Source organism: Hymenobacter daeguensis, from assembly GCF_054780555.1.
In genome coordinates this window covers 24973-39390 of sequence record NZ_BAAGWC010000007.1, presented here as the reverse complement: position 1 = coordinate 39390, position 14418 = coordinate 24973, and the positions used below count along the sequence as shown (strand labels likewise).

General features: G+C 66.2%; 8 protein-coding genes. All 8 read right to left on the bottom strand.

The window, feature by feature from the left end; translation table 11 throughout:
* Window positions 1-86: 86 nt before the first annotated feature.
* Window positions 87-2588, bottom strand: a complete 2502-nt coding sequence (locus ACYVHT_RS10060) for a GEVED domain-containing protein (protein WP_460550642.1) — start codon at window positions 2586-2588, stop codon at window positions 87-89.
* A 248-nt stretch (window positions 2589-2836) separates the two neighbouring features.
* A complete protein-coding gene (gene cysK / locus ACYVHT_RS10055; protein ID WP_460550639.1) occupies window positions 2837-3760 on the bottom strand; it encodes a cysteine synthase A in 924 nt (307 codons plus the stop codon).
* A 96-nt stretch (window positions 3761-3856) separates the two neighbouring features.
* The gene (locus ACYVHT_RS10050; protein ID WP_460550637.1) at window positions 3857-4696 is read right to left on the bottom strand and encodes a serine O-acetyltransferase; all 840 of its coding nucleotides are present in this window, start codon (window positions 4694-4696) and stop codon (window positions 3857-3859) included.
* A 552-nt stretch (window positions 4697-5248) separates the two neighbouring features.
* Entirely contained in the window at window positions 5249-8443 is a 3195-nt protein-coding gene (locus ACYVHT_RS10045) for a PAS domain S-box protein (RefSeq protein ID WP_460550634.1), read from the bottom strand.
* A 164-nt stretch (window positions 8444-8607) separates the two neighbouring features.
* Window positions 8608-9417: a mechanosensitive ion channel family protein gene (locus ACYVHT_RS10040; RefSeq protein WP_460550631.1), complete on the bottom strand. Its 810-nt coding sequence runs from the start codon at window positions 9415-9417 to the stop codon at window positions 8608-8610.
* A gap of 89 nt (window positions 9418-9506) precedes the next feature.
* Window positions 9507-11537 (bottom strand): peptidylprolyl isomerase, encoded by a 2031-nt coding sequence (locus ACYVHT_RS10035; RefSeq protein ID WP_460550628.1) that lies wholly within the window; start codon window positions 11535-11537, stop codon window positions 9507-9509.
* A 112-nt stretch (window positions 11538-11649) separates the two neighbouring features.
* Window positions 11650-12759, bottom strand: a complete 1110-nt coding sequence (locus ACYVHT_RS10030) for a glycosyltransferase family protein (protein ID WP_460550625.1) — start codon at window positions 12757-12759, stop codon at window positions 11650-11652.
* A gap of 81 nt (window positions 12760-12840) precedes the next feature.
* Complete coding sequence (locus tag ACYVHT_RS10025) at window positions 12841-14418, bottom strand: T9SS type A sorting domain-containing protein (RefSeq protein ID WP_460550622.1); 1578 nt, start codon at window positions 14416-14418, stop codon at window positions 12841-12843.

Below are 14418 nucleotides of genomic sequence, written 5' to 3'. Positions count from 1 at the left end.
CGGCGTTTGGCTGAGCCACCCAGGCAGCCAATAAAAAGGCCCCGCAACCAGGTTGCGGGGCCTTTTTACGTTTACATCAATTCAGCCTATTGCTTGCTGACCTTGATGGTCTGGGTATTGCTGGCATCCTGGTAGCGCACCAGGTAGATGCCGGCGGCCAGGCCGCTCAGGTCGAAGCGAGCCGTCTGGCTGGTCACTGCCGTCGTTTGCAGCACTTTGCCGGCGAGGTCGGTGAGGGCCACCTGCGCCTGCGGGCCCACCAGGCCCACCTGCACGGTGAGCGTGGCCGTGGCCGGGTTGGGGAAGGCGCTGAGGGCCACGTTGGCCTGGCCGGTGCGGCTGGCGGTGGCCACCACCAGGTTCACGGTGTAGTCTTCGGCCTCGCCGTAGTCCGACTGCGACGCGCCGCAGGCCTGCGTGGCCAGGGGCGTGAGGTCGTCGCCGCCGCGCACGCGCAGCTTGGTCTGGCCGAGCAGGGCCGCCGCTGGCACGGCTACCGGAATCACGGCCGTGCCGCTGGCCCCGGCGTTGGTGCCGAGCGTGAAGTATTCCGAGCTGTCGAAGATGCCGTTGTGGTTGAAGTCAATCCAGAGGGCGCTGTACTGGTTCACATCCGAGCCGAAGGTGAGCGTGACGTTGGTGGTGCGGCTCACGGGCAGGCTGGGAATGGCCAGGGTGGCGGGCTGCTGGGCGCTGTAGTCATGGTAATAGGGCGCCACGTTGCCGAGGGTGCTGGTGTTGCTGCTCAGGGTGCCCACCGTCACCGTCCGGATGATGTCGGTGTTGCCGCCGCTCACGTAGGTGGGCGTGCAGTAGCACTGCGTGAAGGGCGAAAGCGTAACGCTCACCGGAGCCGACACGGCCGAGGCGCCGCTGCCCGCGCAGGTGATTTGCAGGCGGTAGTCGGTGTTCGCCGTCAGGCTGGGCACGGTGTAGGGCACGGTGGTAGCGCCGCTGATGGGCGTGAACGTATTGGCTCCCGCCGGGCTGCTCTGCCACTGGTAGCTGAGGCCGGTGGCGCCGGTGGTGTAGCCGCTGGCCCGCAGAATGAACGAGGTGGCCGGGCACACCGTGGCCGACGAGGCCGTGGCCGTGCCGCCGGTGGGCGTGCCGGTGCAGGCCGTAGCCGGGGCAATGGTCACGAGGTAGTCCTCTACCTCCCCGAAATAGCTGTTGAAGCAGGCCTGGTTGCCCACCACGCCGCCGTTGTTGGAACGCACGCGCATGCGGGTGGGGCCGGTGAGGGCCGTGGCCGGCACGGCCACCGAGCCGGTCAGGCTCAGGTCGAGGCCGGTGAAGCCGGTGGCCGGGCCCGTGCCGATGAGCGTGTATTCGCTCACGTCGAACGTGCCGCTGTGGTCGTAGTCAATCCACACGCCGGCCTGGCTGTTGGTGGCGTTGATGTGCAGGTCGAGGGTGAGCGGGTAGGTGGTGCCGGGGGCCAGCGTGGTGGTCAGGGCCGTGTTGGTGGTGTAGCTCACGTAGCCGCCGCTGGTGCAGGCGCTGGTGTTGGTGAGGGCGCCGAAGCTGACGCCGCGAATCCACTCGTTGGTGCAGCTGCCGCCGGTGGGCGTGCAGTAGCAGTTGAGGAAGGAGCTTTGGGCCACGGCGATGACGGACGAGGTAGCCGACAGGTTGCTGCCCGCGCAGGTCACCACCACGCGGTAGTCGGTGGCCGCCGTCTGGTTGGCCACGGTGTAGGCTGCCGTGGCCTGCGAAGCGCCCAGGTTGGTGAAGGTATTGGCGCCGGCGGGGCTGCTCTGCCACTGGTAGCTGATGCCCGAGCCAAACGCGGCCCCGGTGGTGTTCAGCGTGAAGCTGTTGCCCACGCAGGCGCTGGCCGTGGTGCTGGTGGCCGTGCCGGCGGCCGGCGTGCCGCTGCACACCGAGTTGATGGTGATGCCCATCACGTTGAGCACACCCGAAGTCGAGGTCTTCGAGAAGCCGATGCTCTGGATTTGCTTGGCGAAGTTGGCCGTGGAAATGGTGAGGCGAATCTGATACAGGCGCGGGTCCGAGGCGTTGTTCTCCCGGTTTTCGACGCCGCGCTGCACCCGGCCCAGGCCCAGAATGGCGTAGCCCGCGCCGCCGTACCAGTCCGAAACGGTCTGGCCGGCAAATACCTGCGTGGTGCCGTCGCTGAACGTTACGGTCACGTCCACGGTGGCCGCGCCGCTGCCCGAGGTGGCCAGCAGGTACACCTCGCCGGCCGACTGCGGCGTGGCAAACGTGAGCGTGCCCGTGCCCGTCCCGGTGCCCGTGCCGCTGGCCGGAATCCGCAGCGAGTTGCTGGCCGCATAGGAGGCCAGTTGGAAGGTCACGCCTGCCGTGGCCGCGCTGTTGATGAGGCCGCTGGTGGGCAGGTAGGAAGTACCCGTCGGGTTGTAGTCCTGGGCCATGAACACGTAGCCGCCCGCGTCGATGCCAATGGTGGTCGAGTTGATGGAAGTGCCGGTGCCGTTGGCCACCACGTCGGCGTTGTAGCCCGTCACGGTAACGGGCGTGTAGGCCGCGTGCGCCAGCGGGGCCGTGGCCAGCCCCAGGGCGCTCAGGGCCAGGGTTAGAAGGTGGGTAATGGGTTTTTTCATACAGAAATAAAAGGGGGTGAAGAGGGTTTTGGTCAGCAGTCGGTGAAGGGGGTTGGGGTGAGGGGGTTACAATCGTTAAAAGTAGGCCCCAATGCTGCGGCAAGCAAAACGCCCGGCCAGAAATCCGGCCGGGCGTTTAATTGGTAAAGTCATTTGGCTGTAGGGGCGGGGCTTGCCCTCGCCCGTCGTTGAACGACAATTGTATGCGCCGATGCCGACGGCGGGCGGGGGCAAGCCCCGCCCCTACACTACACAAACAGCCCCTCTACCGACAGGTACCGCTCGCCGGTGTCGTAGCTGAAGGTGAGCACGCGGCTGCCCTGGGGCATGTCGGGCAGCTTTTTGGCAATGGCGGCCAGCGACGCGCCCGACGACACGCCGGCGAACAGGCCCTCCTCGCGGGCGGCGCGGCGGGTCATGTCGAAGGCCTCCTGCTGCGAAACCTGAATGGCCCCGTCCAGAATGACCGTGTGCAGGTTATCGGGGATGAAGCCCGCGCCGATGCCCTGAATGGGGTGCGGCCCCGGGGCCCCGCCGCTGATAACGGGCGAAGCCTCGGGCTCCACGGCAAAGGTTTTCAGGTTGGGGAAGTGGGGCTTGAGGGTTTCGGCCACGGCCGTGATGTGGCCGCCGGTGCCCACGCCGGTGATGAGGAAATCGAAGCCCTCGGGCGCGTCGCGCAGGATTTCCTGGGCCGTGGTCTGGGCGTGCACCTGCGGGTTGGCGGGGTTCGAGAACTGCATCGGCATCCAGGCACCGGGGGTGTTCTTCACCATTTCCTGGGCTTTCTCGATGGCGCCTTTCATGCCCTTTTCGCGGGGCGTGAGCTCAAGGTTGGCCCCGTAAGCGGCCATCAGGCGGCGGCGCTCGATGCTCATGCTTTCGGGCATTACCAGCGTGAGCTTGTAGCCTTTCACGGCGGCCACCAGGGCCAGGCCCACGCCGGTGTTGCCGGAGGTGGGCTCCACAATCAGGCTGTCTTTGGTAATGAGGCCATCCTTTTCGGCCTGCTCAATCATGCTCAGCGCAATCCGGTCCTTGATGGAGCCGCCGGGGTTGGCCCGCTCCAGCTTCACCCAGATTTCCACGTCGGGGCGGGTGGCGGCGAATAGTTTGTTGAGGCGGACCAGCGGCGTGTTGCCAATGGTGTCGAGAATGGTATTGGCTTTCATGGGGGTAAGTAAAGGTTTGGGTTGCTTGTAGCGCGGACTTTGTAGTCCGCGCATTTTTGAACGACCAATGCGCGGACTACAAAGTCCGCGCTACGGTTAAATCGAAAAAACCAGCTCGGCGGCGGGGTCCACGCTGCGCGAGATGTTGATGTGGGCGCGGTGATAGACGCGCGAGTGCGAGGGTACGCTCTCCGTGAGCCAGACGTTGCCGCCGATGACGCTGTGCGCCCCCACCACCGTGCTGCCGCCCAGGATGGTGGCCCCCGCATATATCACCACGTGGTCCTCAATGGTGGGGTGGCGCTTCTGGCCCTGCAGGCCCTTGGTCACGCTCAGGGCCCCGAGGGTCACGCCCTGGTAAATCTGCACGTTGGCCCCAATCACGGCTGTTTCGCCGATGACGAGGCCCGTGCCGTGGTCGATGCAGAACGCCGGCCCGATGTGCGCCCCCGGATGAATATCCACGCCGGTGCGCTGGTGGGCGTACTCGCTCAGCAGGCGCGGCAGGCGCGGCAGCCCGCGCTGGTAGAGCGCGTGCGCCACCCGGTAGAGCGCCGTGGCATAGAAGCCGGGATAGGAGCTGATGATTTCGCCAATGCCCTGCGCGGCGGGGTCGGAGGCCAGAATGGCGGTGGCATCGCGCAGCAGCGCGGCCCGCAGCGCCGGCAGTTGGGCCGTAAACTCGTCGGCCAGCGCCCCGGCCGGGGCCGGCAGGGCCGGCACCTTGGTGAGCAGAATGGCCAGCTCGGACCGGAAATGATAAATCTCGGAGGCAACGGCATCGGCCGTGGCCAGGGGCCGCTCGGCGCGGTGCGGAAAGAGCAGGGCCAGCAGCCCATCGGCCAGGGCGCAGAAGGCCGCCCCGGGCAGGGCATCGGGCACGGAGGCATGGGCCAGGGCCAGCTCGGCTGCAAAAGAATCAGGAAGGATGGGCACAGAAATAAGGCGATAAGTAAGAGGCAGGAAAAGAAACCCGTTGGCCGGGCGAAGGTTTCGGGGCAGAGCGCCAGGGCAGCACAGATGCCGCAACCGAAAGCCCGTCATGCGGAGCGCAGCCGAAACATCTCTACCGCAATAGTAAACCCTGATGCCTGGATTACTACTGCACGCGAGCTGCTTCGGCTGCGCTCCGCATGACGGGCTTTTCGTTCATCTCTCCCCTACTCCACCATCAGGCGCGGGGCCGGGCCGGCCCCGCGCAGCAGGTAGAGGCCGGCGGGCAGTCCTTGCAGGCCAAGCGCGGCTTCGGTTCCGATTGGGGCGGGGTGGTGGCACCCGGCACTGTTGCATTTCCTAAAGCCCCGGCCAGGCACACATTTCCTGCCGCATCGATGGCTGTGGCGCTCACTTTTGAAAAATTACCGGTAGCTGCCGCTACCGCCGGGAGGCGAATAGTTAGCTGGAGAAGGGCCAACAGGCACAGGGGAAATAAAGAGGCAAATGCTTCATCAGGAAATAGAAAAGGGGGTTGCCAAATATAGCCCTCCCCTACCCGGCTGGCTGTGTCTGGCCCAGCACCCAATCCTGCACGATGCGGATGAGGGCGTTTTCCTGGAAGGGCTTGGTGAGGTAGTCGTTCATGCCCACGGCCAGGCATTTTTCGCGCTCGCCGTTGATGGCGTTGGCCGTGAGGGCGATGATGGGCACGGCGAGGCCCTGCTGCTGGCGCAGGATGGCGGTGGCCTCGTAGCCGTCCATCACGGGCATCTGCACGTCCATCAGAATGAGGTCGAAGGACTGGGTCTGGGCCAGCTGCACGGCGATTTCGCCGTTGGCGGCCTCGGTCACGTCCATGGCCAGGTTGGCCAGAAACACGCCGGCCAGCATCCGGTTGAAGGAGTTGTCTTCGACCAGCAGTACGCGCTTGCCGCGCAGGGCGTAGCGCAGGCTGCTCAGGTCGGCGCTGGGCTGGGGCTGGGGCAGGTCGGCGGGGGTGGCCGGGGCCAGGCGCAGCGCGAAGCGGCTGGTGGTGCCCCAGTTTTTCTGGCTGCTCACGCGCAGCTCGCCACCCAGCAGCTCCACCAGCTTCTTGCTGATGCCCAGGCCCAGCCCGGTGCCCCCAAACTTGCGCGACACCGACGAGTCTTCCTGGCTGAAGTTCTCGAATATCTGGGCCAGGTACTCGGCATCCATGCCAATGCCGGTATCGCCCACGGCAAACTCCACGCACACTGCGCCGTCGGGCAGGGCTTCGAGCAGGGAGCAGGCCACCGTGACGGAGCCGCGCTCGGTGAATTTCACGGAGTTGCCGGCCAGGTTGAGCAGGATTTGGGTGAGGCGGTAGGGGTCGCCGAACAGCACTTCCGGCACGCCCCGCCCCACCTGTATCGTGAAGTCGAGGCCCTTTTCCTCGGCCTTGTAGTGCAGGGTTTTCTCTACCTGGGCCAGCACCTCGCGCGGGCTGAAGCCGATGCGCTCGATGGCCATGTGGCCGGCCTCGATTTTCGACAGGTCCAGGATGTCGTTGATGATGACCAGCAGGTTTTCGGCCGAGGCCGAGATGGCGTGCAGGTAGCTGGCCTGGGGGCCGCTGAGCTCGGTTTGGGCCAGCAGCTGGCTCATGCCCAGAATGGCGTTCATGGGCGTGCGGATTTCGTGGCTCATGTTGGCCAGGAAATCCTGCTTGGCGCGGGTGCTGATTTCGGCCTGGGCCTTGGCCTCGCGCAGGCTGGCTTCGAGGTTTTTCTGGGGCGTCACGTCGAGGTAGATGCCGATGGAGCCGATGGGCTGGTGGTCGTCGCTGTAGAGCGGGGCGCCGCTCACCAGCAGCCACTTGCGCTCGCCGGCCTTGGTGGTCACCACGATTTCGTAGGAGTCCGACACGCCGTCCTGGCGGGTGCGCAGCTTGTTTTCCACCATGGCCAGGTCGTCGCCGTCGAGCAGCAGGGGCGAGAGGCGCTGGCCGGCCAGCTCGTCGGTGCAGTAGCCGGTCATGTCGCAGAAGCTCTGGTTGGCGTAGAGCAGGTGGTCGTTCAAATCGGCCTCTACCAGGCCCAGCGACATGTTTTCGATGATGCTTCGGTATTTTTCCTCGCTGCGGCGCAGGTCGGCCTCGGCCCTGGTGCGGGCCGTGATGTCCTGAAACTTCCACATCTGGCCGATGTAGCGGTGGCCGTCGAAAATCGGGGTGAAGTCGCGCTGCAGCACCCGGCCGTCGAGCAGCGGGATGATGTCGCCGCTCACGGGCTTGCGCCGTTGCAACAGGGCCGCGATGCGGGCCACGTAGCGGTGGGGGTAGCGCACGTAGGCTTTGGAGCCCTCGGCCAGCCAGGCCCCCTGCCGGCCCACCAGCTGGGTTGGCGTGGTGGGCTTGGCCAGCAGCTCGCAAAAGGCATCGTTGACCAGCATGATGCGGCGGTGCTCGTCTTCGAGCACCAGCCCCTCCTGGAAGTTGGCAATCACGGTGGAGAGCCGCCGCACGGAGGCATCGAGGGCCTCGCGGGTTTCTTTCAGGGCCGAGATGTCGCTTTGCAGGCCGCTGAGCCGCCGGGGCTCGCCCAGGGCGTCGCGCTCGGTTATCACGGCCCGGCTCAGCACCCACTTGTAGGTGCCGTCTTTGCAGCGCATCCGGTACTCGGCGGCAGCGGCGGGAATCTCGCCGCGCACGTACTCGCGCACCACGGTCAGCACCATTTCCAGGTCGTCGGGGTGGATGTGGCCCAGCCAGGTTTCGTAGAGGTCGTCGAAATCCTGGCTGCCGTAGCCCAGCATGGCCTTGTACTCGGGCGAGAACGTGAGCTGGTGGGTGTGCAGGTCCAGCTCCCAAGTGCCGTCGCCGAAGCCGTCCACCACCAGGCGCATCCGCAGCTCGCTGTCGCGCAGCACGGCCTGGGCCTGCTTCAGGGGGGTGATGTCCTGCAGAATGCCGCTGTAGATAACGCCCCGGTCATCGGTGCCGATAACGGCGGCGCTGCCCTGCATCCAGCGCAGCGGCTGGCCGGCCACCACCACGCGGCCTTCAAAATTCCAGTGCTGCCGGTTCCCCACCGCCGTGGCCATCGACTGCATGAAGCCGGGCCGGTCGTCGGGGTGAATGAATTCGGGCATCCGTCCCACCTCTTCCAGCTGAATGCCAAACAGCTCATACATCTTCGGGCTCACGTAAATGAATTCGAAGCTGTTGTCGTCGTTTTTGCGCCACTCGTAGAGCACGCCGGGCGCATTTTCGGCCAGGGCCTGAAAGCGGACTTCTGTTTCGGCCAGCGCCTTCTTCCATTCGGTGATGTCCTCGACCAGCTTGGCCATCACCACCACCTCGCCCGCCGCGCTGCGAATGGGCAGCACCTTCACGCGTATCCAGCCGCCCCCGGTGCCCGGCCGGGGCACTTCGTACTGAAAGGCCACCTGCGCCGCCAGGCTCTCCTGAATGTAGCTGAGGGTGGCGGGCTCGGTGAGCAGGGGGCGCAGGTACTGCTTCACCGGCTGGCCCACCAGCTGGGCCACCTCCACCCCATAGAGCTGTCCGAAGCCGTCGTTGGCCCAGATTATCCGGTCGGCGGTATCGGTAAACACCACGGCCGAGTAGATGCCCTGCATCAGCTGCTCCAGCTGCGCGGGCTCGGGCGCCAGCGGGTTGGTAGCGGCAGGGCGGGCCGCCAGCTGCGCGCGCAGGTCTTCGTTTTCGGCCCGCAACCGGCTCAGGGCCGCTTCCAGCTGCGCGCGGGTCATGTCAGGTTGATTCACAGCGGGAAACGTGGAAGAGCAATGATGCTTGTGGAGGGCTATTTACGGCACCAATTTAGTAGCGGATTCCCAGCGAAAGGATGCTAAATGTTCAGCTTATCAGGAGCGCACAACGTTTATCATGGAATAATGGTATTCCCGTATCCGGCCGGGCCGATGAATGGCTAGCCGGGCAGGGTCCGCACGTGCGACACCGGCACCGGGCTGCCCACGCCGTGCTGGGCCATGCCGCGCTGCAGCTGCTCGATGAGGCGGCTCTGGGCGCTGCCGTTGTGCCCGGCCAGGGTGTAGGCCCGGAACGCCAGCGTGACGCCCCCGGCCCGCAGCGCCGTCACGGCCACCTGCGGGGCCGGCACGGCCACCACGTCGGCATCGGCCGCCATCAGCGGGATGGCCCAGGCGCGAAGCTCGTCGAGGTTGGTGGCGTTGTCGACATCGGCCAGGATTTCGACCTGGGCCTTGTTCTGGGTGGTTTTGTTGACGATGACGGAGTTCGACGTGGTGCCGTTGGGCAGAATCACGGTATCGCCCTGCCCGGTGACGAGGATGGTGTTGAAAATCTGGATTTCGCGCACCTCGCCCGCCTTGCCCTGCGCCTCAATGGTGTCGCCCACCACGTAGGGCTTGAACACGAGGATGAGCACGCCGCCGGCAAAATTGGCCAGCGTGCCCTGCAAGGCCAGCCCCACGGCCAGCCCCGCCGCCCCCAGAATGGCCACAAACGACGTGGTTTCGAAGCCCACCATGCCGGCCACCGAAATCAGCAGCAGCACTTTGAGCACGATGGTGGCCAGGCTGTTGAGAAACGAAGCCAGCGACACATCCAGGTGCCGGGAAGCCGCCGTCACAAGGCGGCTGACCCAGCCAATCAGCCACCAGCCCACCACCAGCACCACCAGGGCCATGAGCACACGGGGCAGGTAAAGGACGACGAGATTTTGAAGCTGCTGGGCGTAGGTGGCAATTTGACTCATAGCGAAGAAGACCGGGTAGTTGAGAGGAGCGCAAATAAATAAAGCGCCTGTCGTGCTGCGCTACGCACGGCATCACGGACGCTAAAAAACTACAGCGCGGGCACCGGCACCAGCTCCACGCCCAGAATCTGGTCGCCGATGTCGAGCTTGTGCACCACGTCGAGGCCGCCCACCACCTGGGCGAAAATGGGGTAGCGGCCGTCCAGGTGCGGCGTGGGCGTGTGGGTGATGAAGAACTGGCAGCTCTCGGTGTCCTTGCCGGCCGAGGCCAGGCCCACGCTGCCCTCCTCGTAGCGCAGGTCGCCGAACTCGGAGCGCAGGTTGTAGGGCGCGCTGCCGTTGCCGTCGCCGCGCGGGTCGCCGCCTTGGGCCACGAAATTGGGCACCACGCGGTGGAAATACAGGTTGTCGTAGAAGTGCTGCCTGATAAGCGTGACGAAGCTGGCCACTGCGCCAGGTGCTTCGTTGGGCTTCAGCTCGAGCAGGATAATGCCCTTGCTGGTGCGCAGGCGCACCTGCTGGCCCAGCGGCACGCCCTGCACCACCGCCCAGTCGATGGGATGTTGGGTGGCGGTGGCCAGCGGCGTGGGCGTGGGCTTCGGGGCTTTTTCCAGCTTGTCGAGGGCCTGCTGAATGCTCTGCCAGGCCTCAATCTCGGTGGGCAGCTGCAGCCGGGCCTGGGCGTCGCGCAGGGCGGTAAGGTCGGCGGGCTGGGCGGTGGGGTAGATTTTAGCGTCGCCCAGTGCTTCGGCGGCGGTGCCGAGCAGGGCCACGTCGCCGCTGCGCAGGCCCTGGCGCATGGCCAGGGCAAAATCGGCGTGGCGGCCGGCCGGGAAGTCGGGCAGCCGGCGCATGGCCAGCAGGGCGTTGAGGGCGTAGCCCGCCACCACCGGCGACTGCCCCGGCGCAAACGCCTCCATCCGGACGAAGTCGAACGCGGCCGGGTCTTCGCCCAGCGCTTCCAGCAAAAAGCCCTTCTCGTACACCGTGGGCGCGGCCGGGTAGCGCTTCTCAATGGTTTCGACCAGGCTGGGCCGGGCGGCCGGGCTGGCGTGGTGCACGGCCGCCCGCAGCAGGGCCGCCCGCACCCGCACCGAGGCCTGCTTGCTGCCATCGGCCAGGGCCGCCAGCGCCGCCCCCGACTCGCCCCTGGCGTGGGCCAGCAGCCACTCGGCGGCCGTGAGGGCCACCGGGGCGCGGTCGTGGTTCAACGCGAAAAACACGGCCTTGCGGCTGAGTGGGTAGCTTTCCGCATCGAACGGCAGGGCCCGAATGGCCATCAGGCGCACCCGGTAGTCCCGGTCTTTCACGGCCAGTCGCGCCAGCACATCGGCGGGGCTACCGGCCACCCGGCCGGCCGTTGAGCCAGCCGGCGGCGAAACGGCTGCTATTTTTCCCAGTACAGTCGCGGCAGCTGCCCGCACGGCGTAGCTGCGGTCTTTTTGCGCCACCCGCAGCAGCGTGCTTTCGGCCAGCCGTTTCAGGTCGGCATCGAGGCCCCGGGTGCGGCTCAGCGCCACCACGGCCGCCAGCCGGCCCCGCACGGGCAGCCGGGGCGAGTTCAGCAGCAGCACGGTGCGCCGGATGGTTTCGGGCGAGGTGAGGCCGCGCAGGGCGGCGCGGCTCAGGCCCCAGGCCAGGGCGGCGGCGCGGGCGGTGTCGGTCAGGATTTCCACGCGCCAGAGCTCGGGCAGGCTGTGGCGCGTAACGGTGCGGCCCAGGGCTTCGTGCACGTAGCGGCGCACGGTGCCGTCGGTTTCCTTCAGCACGCGCACCCGCAGGCTGTCCACGGCGGTGCTGTCGCCGGTCTGGCCCAGGGCGTAGGTGGCGGCGCGGCGCAGGCGCTGGCCGCCATCGCACAGCAGCGGCAGCACGCCGGGCACGGCGGCCGGGGCCTGCACCGAGGCCAGCGCCAGCGCCGCCTCGCGCCGGTAGGCGGGGTTGGCGTTGGCGAGGAAGGGCAGAAGGGCGGTGGTATTGCGCTCGTCCTGCGCCGTGCCAATCTGGCGAATGGTGGCGTCGTGGTACTTGTTGGCCAGGTTGGCGCCCGGGCGCGGGGTGCGGGCGCAGGCGGCGGCCAGCAGCAGCAGAGGCCAGAAACGAAGGGAGCGAAGCGTCATAGAACAAGGAATGGTGGCGCGGAAAGGAGCGCGAACTTTGTGGTTCGCGTGGCAGAACGATTCGGATGAACAGCACGGGAACGCGAACTACGAAGTTCGCGCTACTTCCGCCCTACTCTCCCCCCCAGGATTCTTCCTGCGGCGCGGCTTCGCCCGGCAGGTGCTGCGTGCCAATGTCCGCCAGCAGCTCGTCGAGCTGGGCAAACAGCACTTCGTTGCCGTGCTGCTGGTAGCTGGCCAGGGCCGTTTCAAAAGCGGGCAGCCCGGCCAGAAACGCCCGCAGGTTCTCGGCCGTGATGGCCGCGAAATGCCGGCCGTAGCCCATCTGCTGCACTTCGGCGGCGTTCAGCCACTGCTCAAACTGGGCCGGAATGGGAATGGCGCAAATGGGCTTGTGCAGAAACACCGCCTCCGAAATCAGCGAAAACCCGCCGTTGGTGACGATGGCGCGGGCGCTGGCCAAATCGGCAATGAAGCCGGCTTCGGAGAAAGCCCGGAGCTGCACGTTGCCGTGGTCTTCCTCCTTGTTGAAGCCGTAAACGCGGAACTCCTGCTCGGGCAGCTGCTGCAGCAGCGGCACCAGGTCGTGCTGCGTGGTGGCCGACTGGTACACCAGCACGTGGCTGCCCTGGCTGGGCACGGCGGCCAGAATCTCGGGCCGGATGATGGGCGGCACCAAGGTAGTGCGCTTTTTCTTCAGCGGCAAACCGAAGAAGGTGGTGACGAAGTAGTGGCGGCTGCGCGGCAGCTTGGCCCGCACAATGGCTTTGGCCACCTGGTAGTTGCCAAACTCAGCGGCGGGCACCTTCACGTTCAGCCGGGCCCGGCTGATAATCTGCATGTTGTCGATGCTGACCACGGGCAGCCGCTTCAGCTTGGCAAACAGGTAGCTGAACGACTCGAAATCCGACACCACCACCTCGGGCTCGAAGCCGCCCAGCAGCTCGCGGTACTTGCTGAAGTTCACCTGCAGGTCTTCGGGGGCGGTGCGCAGGGTGAGCTTCACGGTCTGGGCCTTGCTCACGGCCAGGCCATTGTAGGCCAGGTGAAACCCCCTGATTTCGTGCACCCGGCCGGGAAAGGCAGCGGCCAGCATCCGGTAAGCGCGGCTGCTGCTCACCACCTGCACTTCGTGGCCTTCGGCCAGCAAGTGGCCGATGACCACTTTGCTGCGCGTGGCATGGCCCAGGCCCTCGCCGGGCACTCCGTATAGAATTTTCATGGGTGCAAAGATGGGTATTAAGGCAAATAAAAAGGCCCTGGCTTTGTCAAGCCAGGGCCTATCTGCTTTAAAGGCGGTCGGCTATTCGGTCACCACCAGCTTCTCGCTGCGGGTGCCCTGGTTCGATTCCAGGCGCACGATGTAGATGCCGGCGCGCACGTCGCTCAGCGGCAGGCGCAGCTGCTGCGGGCCCGTCGGATACGTTTTTTCGCGCACCACCGCGCGCACCAGGCGGCCGGTGGCATCGAGCAGCGAAACCGTGACGGGACTGGCGCGCTCCAGCTGAAAATTGATGGCCGTGGCCCCGCTGCCGGGGTTGGGGTACACGGCCATCTGCACGGTGCCGGGGGTGGTGGCCACGCCCGGCATGGTGCTGAGCACCACGTTTTCATCGCCGGCGCGGTAGGGCAGCACGTCGAAGTAGGTGAGCAGCATCTCGGCCGTGGTACTCTCGCCCCACTGCGTGGTCACGGGCGGGCTGTTGGGGTTGCGCGGGTTCTGGGCCGTGTTGTCGTAGGTGGCATCGGCCATGAGGCGCGAGCCGGCCGGGATGCGCTGCAGGCTGGTGAAGCGGTAGGTGCCCTGCCAGCGGAAGTCCCAGTCGTTGATTTTCACCATCCGGATGGTGTCGCCGTTGGGCTTCACGGCCCACACTTTCCAGCTTTTGCTAAGCAGGTGGGCGTGCGGGGCCACGCTGAGCACCGTGGCCTCGAACGGCACCGTGAGCTGGGCGTGGAAGGTGCTGACCTGGTTGGCCGGAATGACGAACGGCCCGTTGGTGAGCGTTACCGGCGAGATGGCCGGCAGCGTCTGAATGTAGCGCGTGACGGGCTGGCGGGCGAAGAAAATATTCACCACCGACGAGTCGGTCTGCGTCACGTAGTTGGGGCCGTAGTGAATCTGGAGCAGCAGCGACGAGCGGCGGAACAGCTTCTTGCCCATGCCCGAGGGGTAAAAGCGCGACTGCATGCCCGGCACCCAGGCCGCAAAGTTGGTTTCGACGGGGTTGAAGCCGAACCCGCCAAACTGCGTGTAGCCGTAGCCGGGCGCGGCGGCATCGAGGGCCTGGGCCTGCTGCGTGGTGTCCATGCCGATGATGACGTGGTGCACGATGCTCTTGTTACCGGCCCGGAACTCGATGGCCGCAATGTCGCGGTCGGCGGGCATGTTGATGGGCAGCACGAAAATGCGGTACATGTCCTGGCCATTGCCGAGGTGCGTGAAGCGCTGGGCCATCGGAATCACCATGTCCGGCGTGCCCAGCTGCGAGCCGCTGGGGTACGTGGGCACGGGCGGCGTCTGGGCGGGGTTGCCCTGCGGCATGCCGCCATCCACCCACGAGGCTATTTTGGCGATTTCGGCCGTCGTGAGGGTGTTCTCGTCCAAGTAATGCTTGTAGTTCGGGTCGGGCTTCCACGGCGGCATGTAGCGCGTGCCGGTGGCGTACTTAATGGTCTGGCCGTGGCTGGCCACCTCGGCATAAGTGGTGAGCGGAAACGGCGCCACTTCGCCCGTGCGGTGGCAGCTGGTGCAGTGCTGGTACACCAGCGGCGCAATGTCCTGGCTGAAGGTGTAGGGCGTGGTCTGGGCCCGGGCTGGTTGCCGCAGGGCCAGGCAGCCCAGGGCCAGCAGCAGGGTGGAGAGGTAGTGTTTCATCAT